Here is a 25,399-nt window from a genome sequence, read left to right as displayed (position 1 = left end):
TGGGAGGCGTCGAAGGGTCAGCCGCGGGCGGGCGCCCGAGCGGGCGTTGACGTAGCCGGTGCAACGCCGGCCTCGCGCGGCGGCACGTCGCGCGCACCGGACGCGGACGCCGGTTGATCGGCCAGTGCGGTCCGAGCGGCCTGCGCGGGCGAAGCGGACGAAGCGGACGAAGCGGACGAAGCAGCCACTGGCGCCGCATCGTGCGCGGTCGACACGATCGTCACGGCTTCCCCTGCCGTGATCGCATCGCCCGGGTTGTCGATCACGCGATCGGTCGCCGCGAGCCCCGCGACGATTTCCACGCGCGTGCCGAAATCGCGCCCGATCTGCACGGTCTTCAGCGCGGTGCGCCCGTTCGCGCCGACGGTGGCGACCGTCACGCCGTTCGCGCGGAACAGCAGCGCGCTGACCGGCAGGTCGAGCGCCGGCGCCGCGCTCGGCACGACGAGATGCGCCTGCGCATACGCACCGGGCATCAGCGTGCCGTCGCGATTGTCGACGTCGATCTCGACACGCAGCGTGCGCGTGACGGGGTCGATCGCGCCCGCGCTGCGCGCGACCTGCGCGGCGATGCGCCGCCCCGGAAACTGCGGCGTCGTCAGGTAGACCGGCGTGCCGGTCGACACGCCGGCCGCGCTGTCCTGCGGCACGTCGACGAACACGCGCAGCGTGTCCGTCTGTTCGAGGTGGAACAGTTCGCCGGACAGGCCCGGGCTGCCCGGCGTGCCGCCCGCGGTCACCAGCGTGCCGACGTCGACGTTGCGTGCGGTGATCACGCCGTCGAACGGCGCGGCGACGGACTCGTACGACACGAGTTCGGCAAGATGCGCGACGTTCGCCTGCGCGGACGCGAGCATCGCGCGCTTCGCGTTCATGTCCGCGACCTTCGTGTCGGTGTCCTGCTGCGAGACCGACTGCGTTTTCAGCATGTCCTGCCAGCGCTGCGCGGTCGATTTCGCATAGTCGTAGTTCGCCTGCGCGCTCGCTTCGTCGGCGCGAGCCTGGCGCAACTGCGCGTCGAGATCCGGCGCCGAGATCCGCGCGAGCGCCTGGCCGGCCTTCACGTGCGTGCCGAGATCGGCGCTCCAGTGCGCGATATAGCCGCTCGTGCGCGCATAGATCGATGCGTCCGCATACGGCATCACCGAGCCGGGCAACGTCAGCGTTTGATCGGCCGGCGCCGTGCCGGGCATGATGACCGCCACCGGCAGCGCCTGCTGCGCGGCCACCTGCATGCGCTGCGCGGCGCGTGCATCGATACGTGGCACGATGCCGAGCGCGAGCAGCCCGGCGGCGAGCGCCACGGCCGCGAGCGGCACGGCCCGCTTGCGGCCGTGGCGGGCCGGTGCGGTGTCGGGGGCAGCGCCCCGCGCGGCGGGCGGCGGGGCGACGGGTTCGATCGAGTCGTTCATGATGGGTCCGGGTCGGGCGAATCGAAGGATGAGAAGGGGCGGCAGTCCGCGCGTCAGCACGTCAGCGCAGCGCCGGCGTATTGGGCGCGGACTGCACGCGCCGGGCGGCCGCGGCGTCGCGGCGCCGGGCGAGCCACGCGTGGACGAAGCCGAACAGCACCGGGACGAACAGCAGCGTCGAGAGCGTGCCGAACGCGAGGCCGCCGATCACCGCGCGGCCGAGCGGCGCATTCTGCTCGCCGCCGTCGCCGAGGCCGAGCGCCATCGGCAACATGCCGATCAGCATCGCGAGCGCGGTCATCACGACGGGCCGGAAGCGGTTGAAGCCGGCGTCGAGCGCCGCCTGCCACGGCGATGCGCCGGCCGCGAGCAGCTCGCGCGCCGCGTTTACGACGAGGATGCTGTTCGCGGTCGCGATGCCGATGCACAGGATCGTGCCGGTCAGCGCGGGCACCGACAGCGTGGTGCGCGTGACGAACAGCATCCACGCGATGCCGGCGAGCGACGCCGGCAGCCCGCCGACGATCACGAGCGGATCGAGCCACGACTGGAAGTTCACGACCATCAGCAGGTAGACCAGCGAGATCGCGAGCGCAAGGCCGCCGAGGAGGCCCGCGAACGATTCGTGCATCGCCTGCACCTGGCCGCGCAGCACGATCGACGAGCCCGGCGGCAGTTGCGCGCGCGCGGCGTCGACGAGCTTCGTCACGTCGGCCGTGACGCCGCCGAGGTCGCGCCCCTGCACCGACGCGAAGAGGTCGAGCACCGGCTGCACGTTGTAGTGCGACACCACGGCCTGCTGCGTCGTGCGCGAGAACGAGCCCAACGAGCCGAGCAGGTTCTGCGCGGGCGCGCCCGCGGCCGGGCCGCCGGCCGGCGTCTGCGGCGCGCGCGCGGTGCCGGCGGGCAGCGGGACGTTCGCGAGCGACTGCAGCGAATTCACCGTGTACTGCGGCGTCTGCACGAGCACCGGGTAGCTGACGCCGTTGCGCGGATCCAGCCAGAAGTTGGGCGTCGTCTGCGAGCTGCCGGACAGCGCGATCAGCAGGTTCTGCACGACGTCGCGCTGTTCGAGGCCGGCCTGGATCGCCTTCGTGCGGTCCACGTTGACGTTGATCGCGGGTTCGTCGCCGGGCTGCTGGATGCGCGCGTCGACGAGCCCGCGCACGCCGCGCAGCTTCGCGAGCAGCGCATTCGCGACCGCGCGGTTCTGGTCGAGCTTGTTGCCGACGATCTGGATGTCGATCGGCGCGGGCAGCCCGAAGTTGAGGATCTGGCTGACGATGTCGGCCGGCAGGAACGCGAACGTCACGCCGGGGAACGACTGCGCGAGCACGTTGCGCAGCGTCGCGACGGTCGCGGCGGTCGACGCGTGATTCGGCTTCAGCGTGACCAGCACGTCGGCGTCCTCGGTACCGATCGGGTCCGACGAGTCGTACGTGAGGTTGATCCCGCTCACCGGCACGCCGATGTTGTCGAGCACGCTCGCGAGCTGGTTGGCCGGAATCACGTCGCGGATCTTCGCTTCGACCTCGTCGGTCAGTCGCGCGGTTTCCTCGATCCGCGTGCCGGTCGGCGCACGCAGATGCAGGCGGATCTCGCCGGTGTCGACCGACGGGAAGAAGTCCTGCCCGGCGAACGCGTAGAGGCCCGTCGACGCGACGCACGCGAGCAGGAACGCGGCCGCGAAGCGGCGGCGCCGCGCGATCGCCGCCGAGAGCAGCGCGCGATAGCGCAGCCGGACGGCTTCGAAGCGATGCTCGAACGCGGCCTGGAAACGTGCGATGCGCGCGAATACGCCGCGCGGCGGCCGGCCGTTGCCTTTCGCGCGCATCAGCACCATCGCGAGCGTCGGCACCAGCGTGCGCGAGAAGAAGTACGACGCGATCATCGCGAAGATCACGGCCTCGGCCAGCGGCACGAACAGATAGCGCGCGACACCCGTGAGCAGGAACATCGGCACGAACACGATGCAGATCGACAGCGTCGACACGAAGGTCGGCACCGCGATTTCTCCCGAGCCGGTCAGGATCGCGTCCTCGAGCGGCGCGCCGCGCTCGAGATGATGCGTGATGTTCTCGATCGCGACGGTCGCGTCGTCGACGAGAATGCCGACCGCGAGCGCGAGGCCGCCGAGCGTCATGATGTTGATGGTCTGGCCGAGCACGGACAGCGCGAGCAGCGACGTGAGCACCGCGAGCGGGATCGTGATCGCGATGATCAGCGTCGCGCGCCAACTGCCGAGAAACAGCAGGATCATCAGCGCGGTCAGGCACGCGGCGATCAGCGCTTCGCGCACGACGCCCTGGACGGCCGCCTTCACGAACACCGATTGGTCGTCGAGCGGCGAAATGTGCAGCGCCTTCGGCAGCCCGGCCGCGATCTTCGGCAGCATCGCCTTCACCTGGTCGATGATCGTCAGCGTCGAGGTGCTACCGGTCTTCTCGACCGTCAGCAGCGCCGCGCGCTTGCCGTCCGCCCGCACGATGTTGGTCTGCGGCGCGTAGCCGTCGCGAACATGCGCGACGTCGCGCACGTACACGACGTTGCCGCCGATCGTCTTCACCGGCAGGTCGTTCAGCGCGGCGACCGTCTGCGTGCTGCCGTTCATCTGCACGTTGTATTCGTGCGTGCCGATCTTCGCGGTGCCGCCCGGCAGGATCAGGTTCTGTGCGTTGATCGCGTTCACGACGTCGATCGGCGCGAGCCCCTTCGCCTGCAGTGCGCGCGTGTCGAGGTCGACGACGATCTGGCGGATCTTGCCGCCGAACGGCAGCGGCACCGCCGCGCCCTGGACGGTCGCGAGCTGCGTGCGGATGAAGCTGTTGCCGAGGTCGTACAGCTGCTGCTCGGCGAGCGTGTCGCTCGACAGCCCGAGCTGCAGGATCGGTACCGTCGACGCGTTGTACGTGATGATGTTCGGCGGCAGCGTGCCGGGCGGCAGGATGCGCAGGATCGATGCGGCGTTGCTCGCGGCTTCCGCGATCGCGCGATTGATGTCGGCGCCCGGGTGGAAGAAGATCTTCACGACCGACACGCCGTTCAGCGACTGCGACTCGATGTGCTCGATGTCGTCGACGTCGGACGTGAGCGCGCGCTCGTAGTTCGACGTGATGCGCTTGGCCATGTCTTCCGCGGAGAAGCCGTTGTACGACCAGACGATGCTGACGACCGGGATGTCGATGTTCGGGAAGATGTCGGTCGGGGTGCGCAGCAGCGCAAGCGGTCCCGCGATGAAGATCAGCAGCGCGAGTACGACGAACGTGTAGGGCCTGCGTAACGCCAGCCGGACGATCCACATGATGGTGCTCCTCGAAGCAGGGCTCGGATGCGCATTCGATGCGACGAGCGTGCAGTCTGCCGGCGCGGCGTTGACCCGACCCTGACCCGAAGATTACGAAACCGTTATCTGTGCCGGCGCGCGGGTGCGCAGCGTCCGACCGGACCGGTCGGCTCACGGCCGACAGGCGGCAGCCATCAGATGACAAGACCGTAATCGAAGCCTCACCTTCCGGAAAGCGCGCGAATCGCAGAATGGATTCCACTCTTCATCGCATCGATGCGGAGCGACGGTCCGGCCTGGTGTGCGGACGCCAATACGCCATCTTGAGAGGTGAACATCATGAACAACCTGATTCGTGCAGTCCTGCTTTCCTGCGCATTGAGCGCGCCGATCGTCGCCTTCGCGCAAACCGCCGACGGCATGGTCACGCGCGCCGACGTGCGCGCCGATCTCGTTCGGGTCGAAAAGGCCGGTTATCGGCCGGTCGGCAGCGATCCGTACTATCCCGACGACATTCAGGCAGCGGAGGCGAAGATCGCCGCGCAGTCGTCGCAATCGGTTGCCGCTCGCCCGTCCGTCGTCGCCGGTGCGGCCGTGTCATCGCTCGCGTCGCTTGACGCGCAGCCGTTGTACGAGCATCACTGAGCGCGATGTTCGACCCCCTTCGCGGCCGCGACGGAAGCGGCTGCGGATTCCAGGTGTGTCGTCCGCCGGTCGCTGTTTCAACGCGACGCCCCCGAACCGCGGCGGCTCATTGAAGCGGATCCGGCGGTCCAATCGTTTCGAGAGCGGCCTTGTCGCGACGCTACCGCATACCTTGCGCGAGAACGCGCACGAGTTCTCGATCGGCGATCCGGCGCGGGTGCCTGGCACCGCCGCACGTGACCGGCGCCGCTGCCGACAGGGCAGGCCCCGAGCGCCTTGCAGCGGATCGGTTACCGACGCTTGCCAGTATTGCTCACGACACGGGGCGACTTGGCGAGCGGTTGTCGGCGCAACTAAAGGAAACGACCGGCCGGAATGTCATGTCGGTCCGGAACGCGTCCGGGAGAACGGGAAGGCCCGTGTCTTGAAGAGCGAGAACGGTTGACAGGCAAGCGGTAATGCCCACGGAACCGTGTCAATGATCGTCGCGTGTTCCGTCCAGGCGCTCGCCTAACCAGACGGCCGCAGGCAGCACGACCGCCCAGCCGCATGCGAGCAGCATCCACGCGGTCGGGCTTACGAAGCGCACCGCGCCGAGCGCTGCGCCCGCCCGGAACGAGAGCGGGCCGGCGACGGCGCCCAGCAGCGCGGCGGCCAGCCAGCGCCCGCGCAGCCAGCGCAGCAGGACGTTCAGCTGGGCGGCGAACAGCACCCACAAACCCGCGATCCAGTAAGGCGCCGTTCCTTCCAGCAAGACGCCGTTCGGGTAGCGCAGCGCGCCCGTCGCAACGGGTACGGCATCCCAGCTCCAGCCGATCGCAGCGACGATCGCGATCAACGATGCTTCGCGGGCGGGGAAACGGGTGCGCAGCAGGTGGCCGCCCGCCAGCAGTACCGCACACAGCGTCCCGATCCAGCCGCGCCCATGTGCGGCGCTCGACACGCAGACGAGCCAGCCGGCTTGCGACAGCACGAGATACGCGGCGGTTTCGACGGCGGCGGAATGAAGCATGAGTCGCTGCGCGTTCGGCCGGCCGGCGGCCGTCGTCGCACGCTCACATGTTCGGCCCTTGGCGGACCGGGTCGCCAAGCAACTCGCGGCGCAGCGATGCTGCCCGGGTGCGCGGATCGAACCAGATGGCGAAGAACGCGCGCGCGAAGTCCGGATCGGCGACGTCGGACATCAAGCGGTCGTTCTTGTAGAAACGCGCGCCGCGGCCCGGCAGGTAGACGCCGCAGAGCACGTCGCCGCGCAGCACGTCGGTAAAGGCGCCGGCGATGTCGGCGCGCCAGGCGTCGCGGGTCGCCGCCGGCAACGGCGTCGCGGCCAGGCGCTCGATTTCGGCGATGCCGGTGGCGACGAACCGCTCGCCCTTCACGTCGTGGCGGTACGCGAGCGAAAGGGCGAACGGCGTATCGAATGCCGCGGGCGAACGGGACGCCCAAAGCTGCGCGTCATAAAGGCAAAGCCCGAATACGCAGAATCGGCCGGATCCGATCATCCGCGCCGACGCCACGTCGTCGACGCATCCCGCGTTCGCCACCTGCGTGGCGGCATACGCGGCCACGGCCACGAGGATCGCGAGCCTACGCGTCATGGCGGTCCCCGCTCGAGACGACGAAGTGCATCACGTCGGTGCGCCGCTCGGCAAATCCCGCTTCGCAATACGCCAGGTACAGGCGCCAGGTGCGGATGAAGGTCTCGTCGAATCCTTGCGCGCGGACCGCGTCGAGGCTCGCCTCGAACGCCGCGCGCCATGTGCCCAGCGTGCGCGCATAGTCGAGACCGAACGCATGCACCGGTTCGGCGACGAGGCCCGCGTGCCGGGCCGCGCCGACGAAGCGCTCGGCGCTTGGCAGCATGCCGCCCGGGAAGATGAACTCGCGGATGAAGTCGCTCGATGCGCGGTACGCATCGAACTGCGATTCGGCGATCGTGATCGACTGGATCAACGCCCGCGCGCCTGCTTTCAAGCGCTGCCTGAGCGTGTCGAAATACACCGGCCAGAACGCTTCGCCCACCGCCTCGAACATTTCGATCGACACGATCGCGTCGTAGCGCCCGTCGATGTCACGGTAGTCGCGCAACTCGAGTGTCGCGAGACCGGACAGCCCCGCCCGCGCGATGCGTTCCGCCGCCAGCGCGTATTGCGACGGCGAGATCGTCAGCGCGTGCACGCGGATCCCCTGGCGGGCCGCATGCATGGCAAAGCCGCCCCAGCCGCACCCGATCTCGAGCACGCGCATGCCGGCGCGCAGGCCGAGCGAATCGACGATGCGCTGATATTTCGCCGTCTGCGCGTCGGCGAGCGAGCGCCGCGCGTCGCCGTCGAAGCACGCGCTCGAATACGTCCACGTTTCGTCGAGCCAAAGCGCGTAGAAGGGGTTGCCGAGATCGTAATGCGCGTGGATGTTGCGGCGGCTGCCGGCGCGCGTATTCGCCCGCAGCCGGTGGCGCAGCGCATACCAGAGGCGGGCGAAGCGGCCGCCCGTCACCGTGCGCGCGATCGCCGGCTCGTTGCGGATCGCCAGACGCAGCAGCGCGACGAGGTCGGGCGTGTCGATGCGGCCCGCGCGATACGCGTCGGCAAAGCCGATGTCGCCGGCGCGCAGGATCGCGCGGCACGCCCGCCAGTCGCGGATCTGCAGCGTCGCGGCCGGCTGGCGGTGCGGATCGCCGAACACGTATTGCGCGCCTTCGGGCGTCACGAGTATCAGGTGGCCGTGCCGCAGCCGCCGCAGCAGCGCGACAAACAACCGCGCGGAAAGCGGCAGCGCGGGTTGCGAGGCATTCGATAACAGGCGCAGCAGGGTCATGGGCGGACCTCGTGGTCGGATACCGCAGGGCGGCATGGCGGCGACACCGGTGCCGACGGGGGCGGCAGCGCACCGGCGCGGGGCGGCCGGGCAGGGGGCGTCCTGCCGTGGAACGGCACGCGCTTGAGCCAGAGCCGCAGCGCTTGCCAATGGATGCGGACGAGCACGCCGATCGCATTGAACGGCTGCCGCGCGAGCGCGCGCCACGCCCGCGCGGCGCTCAGCGGGCCGGCCTGCATGACGAGCGCCGTCCGCAGCAGCGGACCGTCGTCGTCGCGGTAGTCGATGGCGACCAGCAGGTGGTCGCCGCGCTGACGCACGCGAAACGCGTACGTCCCGGCGACGTCGCAAAACGGCGATACATGAAACGTCTTGCGGCAGACGAGGACGGTGTCGTCCCCGATCGGCGCGTGCCGCGTCGCGCTCAGCAGGTAGCCGTGGTGCGCGCCGAACGTGTTGCGCACATCCGCGTACAACGCGCGAAGGCGGCCCGCGCGGTCGTAGCAGTACCAGAAGCTCACGGGGTTGAACGCATGGCCGAAGAGGCGCGGGATCGTCTGCAGCCAGATCGGGCCGTCGGCCGGAATGCCGGCTTCGGCGAGGCGGGCCCGCAGCCAGGGCGCAAGCGGCTGGCCGTCACGCGGACCGTAGTCGCGCGACGCGAGTCCGAACGGCCGCCAGCGATCGACGCCGAACCAGTGGCCGCCGATTTCGTGAAGCCGCTCGATGTCGCAGCAAACCTGGAACAGCGGATACGTGAACGCATGGTGCACGGGCCGCAGCCGCTCGTGCATCACGTGCCCGACCAGAAGCCGCGCGCCGCTGCCGTCGCTTGCGAACGGCACGTTCATGGCTTGGCCCAGGCCGGCTTCACGCCGAAATCGTCGGCCACGCGCAACGCGGATTTCAGGCCGTCCTCGTGAAAACCGTAGCCCGTCCACGCGCCCGCGAACCACGTGCGGTGCCGCCCCTGCAGCGCAGGCAGGCGATCCTGCGCGTCGACGGCGGCGAGATCGAGCAACGGATGCTCGTAGTCGTAGCGACCGAGCTGCGTGTCGGGCGCGGGCGCGTCGATCGGGTTCAGCGTGACGACGACCGGCGTGCGGAACGGCAGCGGCTGCAACTGGTTGATCAGGTAGCTCACACACACGGGCGCTGCGCCGTCGGCAGCGGGCGCCGCACGACCGCTCAGGTAGTTCCACGCCGACCACACGCGCCGGCGGCGCGGCAGCAAGGCCGTGTCGGTATGCAGCACCGCGACGTTGCGTTGATAGCGCACGGCCCCCAGCACGCCGCGTTCGGCTTCGCTGGCGTCCGCGAGCAGCCGCAGGCTCGTCGGCGCGTGGCACGCGAGCACGATGGCGTCGAACCGCTCGCCGCCGGCCGCGTCGGTCGCCACCGTGACGCCCTGTTCGTCGCGCCGAACGGTACGGACCGGCGTGTTCAGGCGGACGTCGTCGAGCGTCGCGGCGATGCGCTCGACATACTGCCGTGCACCGCCCGCGATCGTGCGCCAGGGCGGGCGGTTGTTGACCTGCAACAGCGCGTGGTTCAGGCAGAAGCGCAGGAACGTGGCGGCCGGAAACCGCAGGATGTCGCCGGCCGCGCTCGACCAGATCGCGGCCGCCATCGGCAGCAGGTAATGATGCTGGAACGGTGCGCCGTACCCGCCCGCGGCGAGCAGTTCGCCGACCGACAGCCGCTGGCGGCTCGCCGCATCGAGGTGGTCGTGCGCGGATGCATTGAAGCGCAGGATATCGCGCAGCATGCCGAGAAACGTCGGCGAAAACAGGTTGCGGCGTTGCGCGAACACGGTGTTGAGGTTGCTGCCGGCCCATTCGAGCCGGCCGCCGTCGACCGACACCGAGAACGACATGTCGCTCGGATGCGCGGCCACGCCGAGTTCGGCGAGCAGCGCGATCAGGTTCGGATAGGTCCGGTCGTTGAAGACGAGGAACCCGGTATCGACCGGGTGGCGCGCGCCGTCGAGTTCGACATCGACGGTGTGCGTGTGGCCGCCGAGGTAGCCGGCCGCCTCGAACAGCGTCACGCGGTGACGACGGGCCAGCAGGTAGGCGCTCGCCAGGCCGGCGATGCCGGCGCCGACGACGGCGATCCGCCGCCCGGGCGGCAAGGCAGTGAGGGGCTGGTGCATCGCGAAGGGTCTCCGTCAGGCGGGTCGGCGGTCTCGGGAAGGGTTGTTCGGAGATACGGAGCAAAGCGGGCGGCGGATGCGCGTGGCCCGCTTCAGTCGCGCTCGCCCGGCGAGGCGAAGCCCGGTTGACCGATCTGCCCCGGTGTTTGCGGCACGCGCCTGAAGCGCGACGTGTCGTAGCCCATCGCATCGAGCCGCGCGAGCAGCGAGCGATACGTCGCGTCGTCCATCGTCGGCTCGCGCGAGAAGATCCATCCGAGCGTCTTGCCCGGGTAGCCGAGGATCGTATGGCGATAGTCGGGATCGACATAGAGCGTCAACTGCGTGACGTACACCGGCCAGAACAGCCGCACGCGCCATTCGCCGCCCCCGCTGCCGGGCTTTGCCGTATCGACGAAGCGATAGCGTTGCTCGGGCCGGTCGAAGCCGCCCTTGCGGCCGACGAACACGTCGTCGATCCGGCCGTCCTCGCGCAGCGTCCACTCGGCACGGCTGCCCACGTAATCGCGTTCCGCGAAGTACGGGATGTTGGCGATCACGTACCAGCGGCCCATGTAGCGCGGCAGGTCGACGGGCACGCTCGACAGGGGCACGGCCGCACGCGGATTCGTGTTCGGCGTATTGCCCGAGCAGCCCGCGGCGATGGCGAGTGCAAGACCTGCCGCGAGCGCGGCGGCGAAGCGGCGGACGATCGGGGACGGCATCACACGTCTCACGCGCGTACCGGCCGCTTGTCGAACAGGTAGTGGGCGACGCCCCATTCCTGGCCGCCGGCATAGCCGAACAGCTCGGCGACCGCCATGTAGAACATGCGCCAGCGCTGGAACCAGATCCGCGCGTCGGCGCCGTAGACCGTTTCGAAAATCGGCATGATCCGGCCGCGCGCGGCGTCGAGCGACGCGAGCCAGTCGTTGGCCGTGCGAGCATAGGCGGTGCCGTCGATCCACCATTGGCGGTCGAGACGGACGTCGTCCTGGAACCGCGGCAGCAGATGGGCCGACGGCATCGTGCCGCCGGTGAAGAAATGGCGCGACATCCAGTCGGTGTCGTCGCGCACCGCGAAGTGATAGGCGAGCAGCTTGTGCGCGAAGACGTGCACGAACAGCTTGCCGTCGTCGTGCATCCAGCGCGCGATTTTCGCCAGCAATTGCCGGTAGTTCTTCATGTGCTCGAACATCTCGATCGACAGCACGCGGTCGAAACCCGCTTCGCCGGGCGCGAAATCGAAGTCGACCACGTTGCCCGTGACGATCCGCAGATTGGTCAGCCCGCGCCGGGCCGCGCATTGCTCGATGAAGTTTCGCTGACCGTGAGCATTCGACAGGCCGACGATCCGCGCGTGCGGATAGCGCTCGGCGAGCCACAGCGACAGCGACCCCCAGCCGCAGCCGAGATCCAGGATGCGCTGGCCGTCCGCGAGACCGGCCCGCTCCGCGTAAAGCGACAGCATCGCGTCCTCGGCTTGCGCGAGCGTTTCGTTGCCGAGCGGGTAATAGCCGCACGAGTATTTCAGCCGGGGGCCGAGATGGGCTTCGAAGAACGCGCCGGGCACTTCGTAATGCTGCGTGTTGGCCGCTTGCGTATCGATCGCGATGGGGCTCGCGTTCAGTTCGTGCACCAGCCGCTCGAAGGCGGCCGCGCGCCGCTCGCCGTCGAGCAGATGTTCGTCGCGCAGGCGCTGCCGCAGCAGGGCGCGCATCCCGGCGCGGATCAGCGGATCCGGCAGCCAGCCGCGTTCGCAGCAGCGGATCAGCCACGTGTCGCCGGGGGCGGGCATCCGGGCGGGCGACGGTTGCGAGGTGGTGGCGGTCATGAGCGCGTACTCCTGTCTTCGGAATGGTCGGGGCGGGCAAGGGGCGGGCACGCGGCCGGCCTGGGCGGCCACGGAACGAGGGCGCTGGTCGTGCGCATGTATTCCCGGTAGCCCGGCCGCGTTCGCACGAGATGCGCCTCGAGCAGCGGCAGGCCGGAGACCCTGAGCAGCAGCCACGCCATCAGGAACGGCGGCATCAGCGTGAGCCAGCCCCACGGCATGCCGATCGCCAGCGCCGCGTAAGCGCACCAGTGCAGGCATTCGAAGAAGTAGTTGGGGTGACGCGAATAGCGCCACCAGCCCACCCGACAGACGCCGTCGCGGCGGCCGGGGGCGGCCAGGAAGCGCTTGAGCTGCCGGTCGGCGGCGGCCTCTCCGGCCACGGCGACGAGCCAGATCGACACGGCGGCGACGGCAGCGGACCGGGACGGCGCGTCCGGACTGTATGCCGGGACGAAGAACGCGACCGACAGCACCATCGAGATCAGCGCCTGCAACTGGAACAGCCAGAACATGTTGCGCGGCGCGGCGTCGCCCCATTGCAGGCGAAATTGCCGATAGCGCCGGTCCTCGGGTTGCCGATGGTTGCGACGCCACAAGTGCCGCGCGAGCCGCAGCCCCCAGATGCCGCCGCCTGTCGCGACGAGTGCGCGGTTCAATACCGGGCCGGTGCCGAGCCCCGCGACGAACATGGCCATGCCGCCGAGCGTCACCGCCCAGACCGGGTCGATCATCCCGGCATTCCGCGAGCGCAATTGGCTGATCCACACCGCCGTGAACGACAGGAACAGTCCGACGAAAGCGAGGAGGGCAACGGCGACGGCAGGCATGCGGGCGGCTCCGGAGACGCGATATCCGTCATATACGGAGCCGAAGGCCAAACGGATGCATCGGGATGCGCCGCGACTTGCGCGCGGACGACAGGGGCGCGCACCGCGCTCTCCCGCGAAGGGCGGTTGCCCGACGCGGGGTGGCGCGGCGCCCGTTATGCCGCGTGCATGGCCCCGGTGGCGAGCACCGGACCGGTGGGTTGACCGCTCGGCGAGCCGCCGCGCGGCTCGATCGACACGGCGAGCACCGCGCGCGCGCTGAGCTGCGCGACGATCGCGGGCGGCAGCGTCATCGACGCCGGCGCGTCCGGCGTGAATACGCCGAGCGAGATCGGCTTCGCATTCGGCGGAATCAGCCAGAGCTCGGTCGAGCGATTCGCGGCGATCGTCGGCTTGTCCGCCGGTACCACGACCATCCGGGCGCGGCGCAGGTCGACCGTGGCGGTCCAGTGTGCGACGCCGTCCGCTCGTGCAATCGTGGCCACCATGTAGCTGCCCGCGACGGCGGCCGCGCGCGGCGGTGCTTCGTTCACCCGGATCAGGTTGACCGCGAGCAGTCCCAGCGCGGCCGCGCTCGCGCCGAGGCCGACCCAGCGCCACAGTCGCAGGCTGTTCCACCATCCGTCCGATGGCGCGGTGCCGTGTGCGGCCGGCGGAACGAAGAAGCCGAGGTCACGCTGGATTCGCGTCCAGACCCGGCCGGGCGGGGCGACGGGGGCGACGTCTTCCGCGAGCGGTGCGAAGCGGCGCTGCCAGCGCGCCAGCGTCGCCTGCAATAGCGGATCGCGTGCGGCGGATGCCTCGAGTGCGCGCCGCGCATCGGCGTCGAGCACGCCGAGCGCGTATTCCGCGCAGCGCAATTCGGGATCGTGATCGGCGGGCGTATTCATTGCTCGAGACATCCCTTCAGCTGCATCAGGCTGCGCCGGATCCAGCTTTTCATGGTTCCGAGCGGCACACGCAGGCGCGCGGCGAGTTCGCTGTAAGTCGCGCCGCTGAAAAAAGCCTCGCGTATTGCGCGGCCCTGAACCGGCTCCAGCCGCTCGAGGCAGCGTTCGAGGCGCTGGCGCTCCTGGCTTGCCTCCGCGAGCGCGGCGGGCGTCGGATCCTCGTCGGGGAGATCCAGCACCTGTTCGTCGTCGAGTGGCGCCTCGCGATGCTGCCGTAACCGGTCGATCGTCCTGTTGCGCGCCAGCGTGGTCAGCCACGTCATCGCACCGCCGCGTGCCGGATCGAATGCGTCGGCCCGTCGCCACACGGCCGTGTAGACCTCCTGGAGCAGATCCTCGGCTTCCCCGCGATCGTGAACCATGCGCACGATGATGCCGAACACCCGCGACGAGCTCAGCCGGTACAGCTCGGCGAAAGCCGCCTGGTCGCCGCTCGCGACCCGCGACATGACCTGGTTCAGGTGTTCGCGACGCACGGCATCGGCGTCGGTTGACGGGTCGAAGCGCTCGGCACCATCCGGCGTGTCGTTCATGCTGAAGAAATGGCGAGAATCGCCATGGCGTGAATGTCGAGCGAAATATAGCACTGCCGGATGCACTTGATCGAGCGATCGACGGCGGACCCGCTGAATGTCGCGCATGGTGGCGAACCGTATGAAGACGTTGCAACGAGATACGAACGAATCGCCCGCCGGGATGCAGACGACCGCTGCACCCGCCGCTGCTGACGCGGCAGGGTGGTTGCATGCACAATGATGCGATTTCGTGGCCGGGAGGGCTTCAATGAAGCGATCTGTTTTTCGTGCGTCCGTGCGGACGGCGGCCGTGGCCGTTGCCGGCGCGGCACTGTTGCTCGCGGGATGCGCGGGCCTCGCGGGCGGCAAGAGCGGCAACGCGCAGGTGCCGCAACCGGCCAAGGCGGTCGATCTCGATCGCTATGTGGGTAGATGGTATGAGTTCGCGCGCTATGAAAACCGTTTCGAGCGCGGTTGCGGCGGCGTGACGGCCGACTATGCGAAACGCGACGACGGCCTCATCGGCGTGCGCAATACCTGTCGCGAAGGCGGGCCGGACGGCCCCGCGCGCAGTTTGGACGGAAGGGCGAGGATCGTGGCGAACAGCGGCGACGCGAAATTGAAAGTGTCGTTCTTCGGGCCGTTCTTTCTGGGCGACTACTGGATACTCGATCACGCCGACGATTATTCATGGTCGATCGTCGGTGAGCCGTCCGGGCGATTCCTGTGGATCCTGACGCGCGTCGCGAAGCCGTCGGCCGAGCAAGCCGCCGCGCTCGTCGAGCGCGTACGGACGCTCGGTTACGATACCGCGATGCTGCGCCGCACCGCGCATTGAACCGGCGGCGCCGGCCATCGGTTTGCGCGAGACGCGGCGCGCCTACGCACGGCCGAACTAGACCTGCCCGCGATTGCGTGCGTTCACGGCGACCACCGTGGGCGATTCGGCCAGCGGGACGAAGCGCCGGGTCGCGCCGTCCAGTGCGTCTATCCCGCCCGTCTCGATGTCGTACACCCACCCGTGCAGGTTCATGCGTCCTTGCTCGAGCGCGAGTGCGACGGAGGGATGGGTGCGGAGGTTGGCAAGCTGGGCGATCACGTTTTCACGCACGAGCCCGTCGAGCTTCGCGCCCGGCGTATCGTATTGATGCGCGGCGTTGATGACTTTCGCGGCGTCGGCGTGGCGCAGCCAGTTCGCGACAGCGGGCAAGTGATCGAGGCAGGTGCAACGGGAAATCGCGCCCATCGCGCCGCAATCCGAGTGGCCGCAGATCACGATGTCGCGAACACCGAGGACGGCAACCGCATATTCGACCGTGGCCGACACGCCGCCGGGTTCAGGCCCGTACGACGGCACGATATTGCCCGCGTTGCGGATCACGAAGAGTTCGCCCGGTTCGCGCTGCGTGAGCAGTTCCGGCACGACGCGGCTGTCGGAGCACGTGACGAACAGTGCTTTGGGGTTCTGCGACGTGGCGAGTTGCTTGAAGAGTTCGACGCGTTGCGGGTAGACGTCGCGCTGAAAACGTAGAAAACCGTCGATGATGTCACGCATGCTTGCTCCAGGGCTTCGGATTCGATTCACCGGCGCAGCGAAGGCGGGTCGCTCGCGCGGCGGGCAATATTATGCCGATATCGGGCTCGCGTGGGTATGGTGCCCCTCTGACAAATAGGGCTGGATTCGATGTTTCGATGTCGCGTCGGCCGAGCCGGCCGGCTTCCGGGTTCGCCTGCCGCACGGCTTGCCGCGCATACCGGGCGCCAATCGCGTGTTCGGGCGGGACAACTCGTCTGTTGTTTTGGGGGACGGGGCGGAAAGCGTTCAGGGCACCGGCTCGCGGAACGAGGGTGATCAAGAGTTCAACGAAATGTGATCACTTCCCGCGGCAAAATTTTGCACAATGACGGCAGCGCGGCTTTTCCGCCGCGACTCGACCCGGGCCGCCGATCGCCCGCCGACCACCGTTATCGAACCGAGCTTCGACGTGCCGCCGCCCACCGCCATGGACCAACCGAAACGCATCCTGATCGTCGAGGACGACGCCGACATCGCCGACGTGCTGAGCCTGCACCTGCGCGACGAGCGCTATGAAGTCGTGCACAGCGCGGACGGTGCCGAAGGGTTGCGCCTGCTCGAACAGGGCGGTTGGGATGCGCTGATCCTCGACCTGATGTTGCCGGGCGTCGACGGCCTCGAGATCTGCCGGCGCGCCCGCGCGATGACGCGCTACACGCCGATCATCATCACGAGCGCGCGGTCGAGCGAGGTCCACCGGATCCTCGGTCTCGAGCTCGGCGCCGACGACTACCTGGCGAAACCGTTCTCGGTGCTCGAACTCGTCGCGCGCGTGAAGGCGCTGCTGCGGCGCGTCGATGCGCTCGCGCGCGATTCGCGCATCGACGCGGGCACGCTCGACGTCGGGGGGCTCGCGCTCGATCCGATTGCGCGCGAGGCGAGCGTCGACGGCGCGCGCATCGACCTCACGCCGCGCGAATTCGACCTGCTGTACTTCTTCGCGCGGCACCCCGGCAAGGTGTTTTCGCGGATGGACCTGCTCAACGCGGTGTGGGGCTACCAGCACGAAGGCTACGAACACACGGTCAACACCCACATCAACCGGCTGCGCGCGAAGATCGAGGTCGATCCGGCCGAACCCGTGCGGATCCTCACCGTGTGGGGACGCGGCTACAAGCTCGCCGCGCCGGGCCAGCGGGACGCATGATGAAGCTCACGCTTACCCAGCGGCTGTCGCTCGTGTTCTCGATCCTGCTGCTTGCGTGCTCCGGCGCGTCCGCGTGGCTGCAGATCCGCGCGAACGACATGCGTGAAAAGGAAGTCGTGCAGGCGCTGTCGCGCGACCTGGCCGCGAACATCGCCAACAGCGCGCCGCTGATGGACGCGAACGGGCTGCGCCCGGACGCCGTGCGCACGCTGTTCAGCCAGTTGATGGGCGTGAACCCGAGCGTCGAGGTGTACCTGCTCGACAACGCCGGGCGCATCAAGGGCGACGATGCGCCGCCCGGCCACGTGAAGCGCGACCGTATCGATCTCGCGCCCGTGCAGCAATTCATCGCGGGCCGGCCGCTGCCGATCCTCGGCGACGACCCGCGCAGCCCGGACGCGCGCAAGGTGTTCAGCGCCGCGCCGCTGCAGCGCGCGGGGCAGCCGCCGTTGGGCTACATCTACGTGGTGCTGCTCGGCGAGGCGCACGACCGGCTTGCCGCGCGCGTCGATGCAGGCAACGTGCTGCGCACGACGCTGTGGTCGATGGCGGTGGTCGCGCTGCTCGGCTTGATCGCGGGTCTCACCGCGTTCAGTTTCATCACGCGCCCGCTGCGCCGGCTGACGGAGGCGATGCGCGGCTTCGACGCGAACGGCGCGCCCGACACGCAGCCGCCGGTGCCGCGCTCGCCGGGCCGGCGCGGCGACGACATCGTGGTGCTCGAATCCGCGTTCGCGCAGATGGCCGACCGGATCGGCGACCAGTGGCGCGCGCTGACGCGCCAGGACCAGCAGCGGCGCGAACTGATCACGAACATCTCGCACGACCTGCGTACGCCGCTGACCTCGCTGCACGGCTATCTGGAGACGCTGTCGCTGAAGGCCGACACGCTCGCCGAACCCGAGCGGCGGCGCTACCTGTCGATCGCGCTCGCGCAGAGCGCGAAGGTCGGCCGGCTCGCGCAGGCGCTGTTCGAGCTCGCGCGGCTCGAATCAGGCGGCGTGCAGGCCGAGCGCGAGCCGTTCTCGCTCGTCGATCTCGTGCAGGACGTGTTCCAGAAATTCGAGCTGACCGCGGCGTCGCGCGGCGTCGCGCTGCATGCGCGGATTCCGCCGCGCGTGCCGGTCGTGTCGGCCGATCTCGGGATGATCGAGCGCGTGCTGACCAACCTGCTCGACAACGCGCTGCGGCACACGCCGCCGCACGGCGAGGTCGAGGTCGCGCTGGAGCCGCGGGGCGACCGCGTGGTCGTGACCGTGGCGGATACCGGCGCGGGGATTCCGGCCGCGCGGCGCGAAGGGCTGTTCCAGCGGCCGCAGCGGCCGATGAGCGGCGGCACGGTGACGAGCGGCGGGCTCGGTCTGCTGATCGTGCACCGGATGCTCGCGCTCAACGGCAGCGGCATCCGGCTCGTCGACCGGGCCGGGCGCGGCGCGGTGTTTGAGTTTGCGCTGGCGGTCGCGCCGGCGGCGGCCGGCGACGCGCGCTGACCGCCGTCGGCGGCATCCGCCGTGCTTATCCGCCGCGCTTGCGCCGCACGTCGCTCGGCGTCGTGCCGGTCCAGCGCTTGAACGCGTGGCGGAACCCGACCGCATCGCTGAAGCCGAGGGTCAGCGCGATGTCCTCGGTGCTGAGCGTGGTCGTGCTGAGGTAGTCGATCGCGAGCGCCTTGCGCACGCTCGTCAGCAGCTCGCTGTACGACGTGCCTTCGGCTTCGAGCTTGCGGCGCAACGTGCGCGACGTGATGCACAAGGTGTCCGCGATCGCGTCGATGTCGGGAAACTGCCCGGGCGTGCGCGTGAGTTCCTGGTACACGCGCCGCGTGACGCCGGCCTGGCTGCGCAATGCCTCGAGCAGGCTCGCGCAGTGCGACGACACCTGCGCGGCGGTGATCGGATTCGCGAGCTGCGGCGCGCGCGCGAGCCAGGCGGCCGGATAGCTGAGCACGTGGTGCGGCTGGTCGAACGCGATCGGGCATTCGAGCGCGTCGGCCAGTGCTGCCGCGTGCGGCGGTTCCGGCTGCGCGAACTGCGCGCGCGCCGGCACGCACCACGCGCCCATCACGTCCTTGATGATCGTCACGTGCAGCGCGAACTGCATGTCGATCAGGAAACGGTACAGCGGCGCGTCGAGATCCGGCAGCGCGACTTCGTGCCGGTCCGGAAACAGCCACGACGCGGTGTCGCCCTGTTCGACCCAGCGGATCGCGAGCATGCCGTTCGCGAGGCGGTGATACTTGACCGCCGAATCGAACGCGTGCGCGAGCGATTCCGAGCACAGCATCGCGTAGCCGTACATCCCGTAGCTCGACGCGTGCAGCCGGCGGCCGACGCGCACGCCGAGATCGGTACCGTCGTAGTGGCCGATCGCATGGCGCGCGGCTGTCAGGAACTGCAGCGGCGACGTGAGCGTGAACGGGTCCGCGACGTCGGCCGGTGTCAGGCCGGTGCCGTCGAGCACCGCGGCCGGGTCGAGGCCGGCCTGGGCGGCCACGTCGAGCAGCACGGCCAGCTTGGCCGGCGTGAAGCGCTGCTCGCGCAGCGCGTGAGCGGGCGCGGCGTCCGGCAGGCGGGCTGCGCGGGTGGCCGTCGGGTTCAAGAGCGCACTGCGCGGCATGGCGGGATCCTGCGTCCGAATCGATATCGTTTACGGCACGCAATTCTGCGCGGGAACGGTCCCATGCGCTACAGGGTTCACCCTGATACGCGCGCCGGCATGACCCGGCGCACCCGGCCTCGACCGGCGTCAGCCGGCCTGGAACACGCCGGCTTGCCATGCGAACGGCTTCGCGAGCCGGTTCCACGTGTTGATTTGCGCGACGATCAGCGTGAGTGTCGCCAGTTCGTCGCGATCGAAGTGCTCGCGTGTCGCGGCGACGAGCGCGTCGTCGATCGCGTGCTCGCTGAGAAACGTGAGCGCTTCGGCCCAGCGCAGTGCGGCCTGCTCTTTCGGGCTGTAGAGATCGGGCGTTTCGTGCCATACCGGCAGCAGGTTGTAGCGCAGCGGATCGTCGCCGGCATGGATGCCTTCCTTGATATGGCGGTCGAGACAATACGCGCAGCCGTTCAGCTGCGACACACGTGCGCGCACCAGTTCGACGAGCTTGAAGTCGTGACCGGTGTGGTTCGCGTATTCCTCGACGTTGAGCACGACGTCGAGCAGTCGGGCGGGAAGCTGTCCAAACGAGATGCGTTCAGGCATGGCGATTGACCTTTGATCGAGTGGTTGACCGAGGAGTCCGGTCTTGTTTCCGTGCACTGCCGGGATAGCTGGCAGTTACGAAGCAATCCTTATCATGAGGAGGATGGGGCGACCGGCGTGACCGGGCGACGAGACGGACGTGATCCGTCGTGCGGATGCGCCGGCTTCATCGGCGGCGGTTGCGGAAGGGTGGACCGTCGCGAACCGGAAGCGAAGCGATCGTATCAGGCGCGGCCGGCGACCGGAATCGCCCGATCCCGTATGGTGTTCATGCCGGCAGGGCGATAGTCGGACCGCCGCACCGGGTCAGCCCTGAACGTCCGGGCGAGCACGCAGGATCGCGTCGGCGAACTCGACGAATCCGCTGCCGCCGGGGCCTTGCGTGATCCATCGCGGCAGGACGGGCAAGTGCTGCAGATAGTCGACCACGGTGCTCATGCCGGCCGTGTGCGTGAAATAGCCGAACATCGGCGCGTCGTTCGTGGAATCGCCGGAATACGCGACGCACGCCGGCGCGGCGTCGGCGTCGACGCCGTACGTGCCCGACAGCACGCGCAGCGACATCGACAGCTTGTCGTATCCGCCGATCCAGCCGATGATCCACAGATTGTTGATGGTCGCGTCCGCACCGGCCGCGACCAGCGCGTCGAGGATCCGGTCGTCCTGGCCGGAGCCCGTGCGTGCGTACGCGAGCGACGTCAGCCTGAAGTCCTGGTCGTCCGCGAGGCGTGCGGCAGGGACGGCCTGCTCCACATGCCGCGCGATACGTCGGCGTGCGTCACGCGCGTCGGCGAGCGCGTCGTCCGCGTGCCAGTAGCGGCGTTCGACGCCGTGCCCGTCCGGGCCGCGCCGAATGAAGAGTCCGCCATTCTCCGCAATCACGCCGTCGACCGGCCACATGCGCGCCATCTGGTCGCACCAGCCCGCCGGCGCGGCAGTCACGGGAATCACGCGGATGCCGTGCGCCTGCAGCCGCTCGAGGGCCGCATAGGTGTGCGCGGCCAGGCGGCCCCGATGGGTCAGGGTCTCGTCCATGTCAGTCAGCAAAAATCGAACGGACGAGAAGGTGTCGGCGGGAGCGAGGGAAAGCGGCTGCATCGTTTTGGCGAATGAAGGGCGATCGTCGATTATGAAGAAGGGCGGCGGGCGCTGCCATGCCGCTTGATGCTTTGCAATCCGCGTTGCGGAATAAACGGCTGCCCGCCGCGGCAAGCGAGGTTGTCTGGACAAGTGCGCCTGCCCGCATGTCCGTTTCGATCATCTTTTCGGCCGCCCGGATCATTTGCAAAGCGCGTCGCGCGGGCGATAGTCGCCGGTCAGGCGACGGCCCGCGTCCTTTCGGCGTGCAGGCCGCCGTGCGAACGGTGCGCCGGGTGCGCACCGTCCCCCGAGCCGAGGAGTGAGACATGACGAAGAGACACTGGACCGGGTCGTATGGCTCGATCCCCGCCGAGATCGACGCCGATCGCCACCCTTCCGTCAGCGCGCTGCTGGACGATGCGATGCGCCGCTTTGCCGATCGCCCGGCGTTCCATGCGTACGGCCGCACGCTCACCTATACCGACGTCGACCGCCTGTCGACCGCGCTGGCCGCCTATCTGCAACAGGTCGTCGGCGTGCGCAAGGGCGATCGCGTGGCCGTGATGCTGCCGAACGTGCTCGCGTTTCCGGTTGTGTTCGTCGCCGTCGCGAAGATCGGCGCAGTCCAGGTCAACGTGAACCCGCACTACACCGCGCGCGAGCTCGAGCATCAGCTCGACGACGCGGGCGTCGAGGTGGCCGTCGTCTGCGGCGGCTCGATGGGCACGTTCGCCGACGTGGTCGGCGCCACGCGCGTGCGCACCGTGCTGAGCGTGGGGCGCGGCGATCTCGGCGTCGTCGATGCGCCGGCCGGCACGTGCGACGCGCTGCCGCCCGGCTCGATCGCGCTCGCGGACGCGATTGCCGCGGGTGAAGCGCTCGCGTACGCGCCGGTCGCGCTGGGCGGCGCGGACCTGCTGCTGCTGCAATACACCGGCGGCACGACCGGCCTGTCGAAGGGCGCGGCGCTGTCGCACCGCAACCTCGTCGCGAACATCGAACAGTTCGCGGCGATCGTGCCGGCCGCGCGGGCGCCGGGCGAAGAGGTCGTCGTCACGGCGATCCCGCTGTATCACATCTTCGCGCTGACGGTGAACTTCCTGTCCTACTTCGCGATCGGCGCACAGAACTGGCTCGTCGCGAATCCGCGCGACATGGACGGGTTCATCGACGTGCTGAAGGCCGCGCGGCCGACGGTGTTCGTCGGCGTGAACACGCTGTACGCGGGGCTCGCCGGCCATCCGCGGCTGAAGGAAGTCGACTGGTCGCGGCTGAAGCTGTCGGCCGGCGGCGGCGCGGCGGTGATCGACGTGATCTCGTCGCGCTGGAAGGCCGTGACGGGCAATTTCATCCGCGAGGGTTACGGGCTGTCGGAAACGTCGCCGGTCGTGTCGTTCAACCCGCAGTCGATCGATGCCTTCACGGGCACCACGGGCCTGCCGCTGCCGTCGACCGACGTGAAGCTCCTCGACGACCAGGACCGCGAGGTGGCGATCGGCGAAGCGGGCGAGATCTGCGTGAAGGGGCCGCAGGTGATGAGCGGCTACTGGCAGAAGCCGGACGCGAACGCGGCCGCGTTCACCGCGGACGGTTATTTCCGTACCGGCGACGTCGGCGTGTTCGACGAGGCCGGCTTCCTGCGGATCGTCGACCGCAAGAAGGACATGATCATCGTGTCGGGTTTCAACGTGTACCCGAACGAAGTGGAAGCGGTCGCGACCGCGCTGCCGGGCGTCGCCGAATGCGCATGCATCGGCGTGCCGGACCCGCGCACGGGCGAGGCCGTCAAGCTGTTCGTGGTGCGCTTGCCGGATACCGACGTGAGCGAGGCACAACTCGTCGCGCATTGCCGCGCGAGCCTGGCGGCGTACAAGGTGCCCAAGATCGTCCGCTTCGTCGACCGGCTGCCGAAGTCGACGGTCGGCAAGATCCTGCGGCGGGAACTGAGCCGTATCGACTGACGGCGACGATGCGCCGCGCTGCCGCCGCGGCGCGGCCCCGCGCGTCGAAGACCGCGAAGGCCCCGAAGGCCCGGCGCAGGCCGCTCAAGTACAATGCGAGCGGTTCGACCGACGGGGACGCGATGACCGGTTCTGACTCACTTTCCGCCCGGCCCGGGCATGCGCTGCCGTCGCCGAGCGCGACGGTGCCGATCTCGCTTGTCAACGGCTTCCTGGCAAGTGCGGGCGCGCAGCGCGACGTGGTCGAGCGCTACCTGCGCGGCGCCGGCATCCCGCTCGAGCTGCTTGGCGAGCCGCATGCGCGCGTGACGGAGGAGCAGTTCTCGACGCTGTACCGCACGCTCGCGATCGACCTCGACGACGAGATGCCCGGCATCTTCTCGCGCCCGCTGCGCGGCGGCACGCTGAAGTACCTGTGCCTGAGCCTGCTCGATGCGCGCAACCTCGAAACGGCGCTGCATCGTTTCGGGCAATTCTTCCATATCCTGCTCGACGACTTCTCCGTCGAATCGAAGCGCGACGGCCTCGTCGCGCAGGTGCTGCTGCGCCCGAACGACGCGATCGGCCCGATCGGCGCGCTCGGCCAGGAGCTGATGCTCAAGCTCGTGCACGGGGTGTGTTCCTGGCTGATCGGGCAGAAGATCCCGCTGTTGCAGATCGAGTTCGCGTGCCCGCGGCCGCGCCACGCGGTCGAGCACCTGTATTTCTTCACCGGCTCCGTGAAGTTCGACCGCGAGCGCACGCTGATGCGCTTCAGTGCCGACTACCTTGACGCACCGATCCGGCAGAGCAAGCGCAACCTGCGCAAGTTTCTCGCGCGTGCGCCCGGAGACTGGATCTTCGAAACGTTCAGCGAACAGCTCGTGTGCCATCGCGTGCGGCAGTACCTGTCGGCGGCGCTGCCCGACCTGCCCGTGATCGAGCAGGCGGCCGAGCACCTGCATTGTTCGGTGCGCACGCTGAGCCGTCACCTTGCTGCCGAAGGGACGACGTTCCAGGTGCTGAAGGACGAGTTGCGGCGCGACATCGCGATCCAGCGGCTGACGGACACGCCGGACACGATCGCGGCGATCGGCGCCGATATCGGTTTCGACGATCCGAGCGCGTTCCATCGCGCGTTCCGGCACTGGACGGGGAGCACGCCGGGGACTTACCGGCGCCAGGCCTGATACGTGCGGGGGCAGCCGGATTTCGCGGGCGGCTCCCATAACCGGCTGCCATCGGTTGGTCCCATAGCCGGCTCCCTTTATGACGTGGGCATTTGCGAAGGCAAAACGCGATTTGACTCACTGCAGCGCACCGCCACGCGCCCGAAGGGTGTCCATGCGCCGGACGGCAATCGAATCGAATATCGAACCGGCGCGGCCTCGTTTTCGTCAAGCCAAACGTGCGCTTGCGAGAATGGATGTCGAAGAAGCGTGGTGCGGACTGACCGACGGCGTCATCACCTCGTATTCGCTTTTCTATGGGGACTTAATGGCGAAAGAGTGCCGCCAGATAGTGGCGCATGGCGTAGAGGTAAATGAGCAAGATGACTGCCGACACTGCGGTGGCTGCCACGCGCTGCGCCGCGGCCGATTTTGACTTGACAGGCGGTCGGGAGGCTGTCCCTTTTTTCCTGATTCGATTTGCCGCAAGCAATACTGCAGCCAATGCCCCGGCTCGAATCACTGCATCCGTTATGGTCATTTTCTATTTGCGTGATGTTTGATCGGTCGAGATGTGCGATTTGAGAGGTATGGTACACGTAGCAGCCGATTTCTCAGGTCGGGTGTACTGTCGAACGCAGGCCGAATCCCTGAAACGCCTTCCCGCCAAACCCGTGTCCAGCCGACCGTTCCCGGCCACACCTCCCCATCCCGTGGCCGGTTTTGTCACTATGTGGGCCGGATATGACAATGAGAATCGGCGACGGCGGCATTACGATGGGTCATCACGTCGCCCGGGTCTGGCCGGTTCTGCCGTATCCGCCCGCCCGATCGCGCCTCATTCACCGCCTGATTGGAACATCGAC

At 68.8% G+C, this 25,399-nt stretch carries 23 protein-coding genes; 7 read left to right on the top strand and 16 right to left on the bottom strand.

From position 1 onward, the window contains the following. Positions 1-17: 17 nt before the first annotated feature. Entirely contained in the window at positions 18-1,412 is a 1,395-nt protein-coding gene (locus AC1VVG_RS34365) for an efflux RND transporter periplasmic adaptor subunit (RefSeq protein ID WP_482837599.1), read from the bottom strand. A gap of 61 nt (positions 1,413-1,473) precedes the next feature. Continuing rightward, the gene (locus tag AC1VVG_RS34360; RefSeq protein WP_482837598.1) at positions 1,474-4,713 is read right to left on the bottom strand and encodes an efflux RND transporter permease subunit; all 3,240 of its coding nucleotides are present in this window, start codon (positions 4,711-4,713) and stop codon (positions 1,474-1,476) included. Between the two features lie 321 nt (positions 4,714-5,034). Between AC1VVG_RS34360 and AC1VVG_RS34355 the strand changes: the two genes are divergently transcribed. Further along, positions 5,035-5,340: a DUF4148 domain-containing protein gene (locus tag AC1VVG_RS34355; protein WP_124670577.1), complete on the top strand. Its 306-nt coding sequence runs from the start codon at positions 5,035-5,037 to the stop codon at positions 5,338-5,340. Between the two features lie 475 nt (positions 5,341-5,815). Here AC1VVG_RS34355 and AC1VVG_RS34350 read toward each other — a convergent pair whose 3' ends face one another. The 10 genes from AC1VVG_RS34350 to AC1VVG_RS34305 form a co-directional block, all read right to left on the bottom strand. Next, entirely contained in the window at positions 5,816-6,352 is a 537-nt protein-coding gene (locus AC1VVG_RS34350) for a DUF2878 domain-containing protein (RefSeq protein ID WP_482837597.1), read from the bottom strand. A 43-nt stretch (positions 6,353-6,395) separates the two neighbouring features. Then, entirely contained in the window at positions 6,396-6,938 is a 543-nt protein-coding gene (locus tag AC1VVG_RS34345) for a chalcone isomerase family protein (RefSeq protein WP_482837596.1), read from the bottom strand. Further along, positions 6,928-8,157, bottom strand: coding sequence for a class I SAM-dependent methyltransferase (locus AC1VVG_RS34340; protein WP_367190590.1), 1,230 nt, complete (start codon positions 8,155-8,157; stop codon positions 6,928-6,930). Before AC1VVG_RS34340 ends, AC1VVG_RS34345 begins: the two co-directional genes overlap by 11 nt. Next, complete coding sequence (locus AC1VVG_RS34335; RefSeq protein WP_343727852.1) at positions 8,154-9,008, bottom strand: DUF1365 domain-containing protein; 855 nt, start codon at positions 9,006-9,008, stop codon at positions 8,154-8,156. The genes AC1VVG_RS34340 and AC1VVG_RS34335 overlap by 4 nt, the downstream gene beginning before the upstream one ends. Then, entirely contained in the window at positions 9,005-10,312 is a 1,308-nt protein-coding gene (locus AC1VVG_RS34330; protein ID WP_124670581.1) for an NAD(P)/FAD-dependent oxidoreductase, read from the bottom strand. The genes AC1VVG_RS34335 and AC1VVG_RS34330 overlap by 4 nt, the downstream gene beginning before the upstream one ends. Before the next feature lie 92 nt (positions 10,313-10,404). Further along, entirely contained in the window at positions 10,405-11,016 is a 612-nt protein-coding gene (locus AC1VVG_RS34325; protein ID WP_482837595.1) for a lipocalin family protein, read from the bottom strand. 8 nt (positions 11,017-11,024) lie between these two features. After that, a complete protein-coding gene (locus AC1VVG_RS34320; protein WP_482837594.1) occupies positions 11,025-12,125 on the bottom strand; it encodes an SAM-dependent methyltransferase in 1,101 nt (366 codons plus the stop codon). After that, positions 12,122-12,955: a DUF1295 domain-containing protein gene (locus AC1VVG_RS34315; RefSeq protein WP_482837593.1), complete on the bottom strand. Its 834-nt coding sequence runs from the start codon at positions 12,953-12,955 to the stop codon at positions 12,122-12,124. The genes AC1VVG_RS34320 and AC1VVG_RS34315 overlap by 4 nt, the downstream gene beginning before the upstream one ends. Before the next feature lie 155 nt (positions 12,956-13,110). Continuing rightward, on the bottom strand, positions 13,111-13,845 hold the full coding sequence (locus AC1VVG_RS34310; RefSeq protein WP_034190989.1) for an anti-sigma factor: 735 nt from the start codon (positions 13,843-13,845) through the stop codon (positions 13,111-13,113). Further along, positions 13,842-14,438, bottom strand: coding sequence for a sigma-70 family RNA polymerase sigma factor (locus tag AC1VVG_RS34305; protein ID WP_034190990.1), 597 nt, complete (start codon positions 14,436-14,438; stop codon positions 13,842-13,844). The genes AC1VVG_RS34310 and AC1VVG_RS34305 overlap by 4 nt, the downstream gene beginning before the upstream one ends. Before the next feature lie 250 nt (positions 14,439-14,688). Here AC1VVG_RS34305 and AC1VVG_RS34300 point away from each other — a divergent pair, with 250 nt between their 5' ends. Then, positions 14,689-15,258, top strand: a complete 570-nt coding sequence (locus AC1VVG_RS34300; protein ID WP_482837592.1) for a lipocalin family protein — start codon at positions 14,689-14,691, stop codon at positions 15,256-15,258. A gap of 57 nt (positions 15,259-15,315) precedes the next feature. Here the strand turns inward: AC1VVG_RS34300 and AC1VVG_RS34295 are convergent, their stop codons facing one another. Next, the gene (locus AC1VVG_RS34295; protein WP_049030863.1) at positions 15,316-15,975 is read right to left on the bottom strand and encodes a carbonic anhydrase; all 660 of its coding nucleotides are present in this window, start codon (positions 15,973-15,975) and stop codon (positions 15,316-15,318) included. A gap of 448 nt (positions 15,976-16,423) precedes the next feature. Between AC1VVG_RS34295 and AC1VVG_RS34290 the strand changes: the two genes are divergently transcribed. Next, positions 16,424-17,143, top strand: coding sequence for a response regulator transcription factor (locus tag AC1VVG_RS34290; RefSeq protein ID WP_049030868.1), 720 nt, complete (start codon positions 16,424-16,426; stop codon positions 17,141-17,143). Then, positions 17,143-18,633 carry a sensor histidine kinase gene (locus AC1VVG_RS34285; RefSeq protein ID WP_124670585.1) on the top strand — a complete coding sequence of 497 codons (1,491 nt, stop codon included), beginning with the start codon at positions 17,143-17,145 and terminating at the stop codon, positions 18,631-18,633. Before AC1VVG_RS34290 ends, AC1VVG_RS34285 begins: the two co-directional genes overlap by 1 nt. A 25-nt stretch (positions 18,634-18,658) precedes the next feature. Here the strand turns inward: AC1VVG_RS34285 and AC1VVG_RS34280 are convergent, their stop codons facing one another. From AC1VVG_RS34280 to AC1VVG_RS34270, 3 genes are all read right to left on the bottom strand, one after another. Continuing rightward, entirely contained in the window at positions 18,659-19,759 is a 1,101-nt protein-coding gene (locus tag AC1VVG_RS34280; RefSeq protein ID WP_034190994.1) for an AraC family transcriptional regulator, read from the bottom strand. Positions 19,760-19,888: 129 nt separating this feature from the next. Then, positions 19,889-20,344, bottom strand: coding sequence for a carboxymuconolactone decarboxylase family protein (locus tag AC1VVG_RS34275; protein ID WP_482837591.1), 456 nt, complete (start codon positions 20,342-20,344; stop codon positions 19,889-19,891). Positions 20,345-20,650: 306 nt separating this feature from the next. Next, positions 20,651-21,442, bottom strand: a complete 792-nt coding sequence (locus AC1VVG_RS34270) for an HAD family hydrolase (RefSeq protein ID WP_482837590.1) — start codon at positions 21,440-21,442, stop codon at positions 20,651-20,653. Between the two features lie 308 nt (positions 21,443-21,750). On the opposite strand from AC1VVG_RS34270, the gene AC1VVG_RS34265 reads away from it, so the two are divergent. The 3 genes from AC1VVG_RS34265 to AC1VVG_RS34255 all read left to right on the top strand — a co-directional run bounded on the left by AC1VVG_RS34265 (position 21,751) and on the right by AC1VVG_RS34255 (position 25,096). After that, positions 21,751-23,385 carry an AMP-binding protein gene (locus AC1VVG_RS34265; protein ID WP_482837589.1) on the top strand — a complete coding sequence of 545 codons (1,635 nt, stop codon included), beginning with the start codon at positions 21,751-21,753 and terminating at the stop codon, positions 23,383-23,385. An 8-nt stretch (positions 23,386-23,393) separates the two neighbouring features. Then, complete coding sequence (locus tag AC1VVG_RS34260; protein WP_482837588.1) at positions 23,394-24,554, top strand: AraC family transcriptional regulator; 1,161 nt, start codon at positions 23,394-23,396, stop codon at positions 24,552-24,554. A 353-nt stretch (positions 24,555-24,907) separates the two neighbouring features. Next, positions 24,908-25,096, top strand: a complete 189-nt coding sequence (locus AC1VVG_RS34255) for a hypothetical protein (protein WP_124609327.1) — start codon at positions 24,908-24,910, stop codon at positions 25,094-25,096. Positions 25,097-25,399: the final 303 nt, after the last annotated feature.

The organism is Burkholderia sp. L-4, from assembly GCF_056856535.1.
Note: the sequence above shows the minus strand (reverse complement) of the source record. Positions and strands in the feature narration are given on the sequence as shown.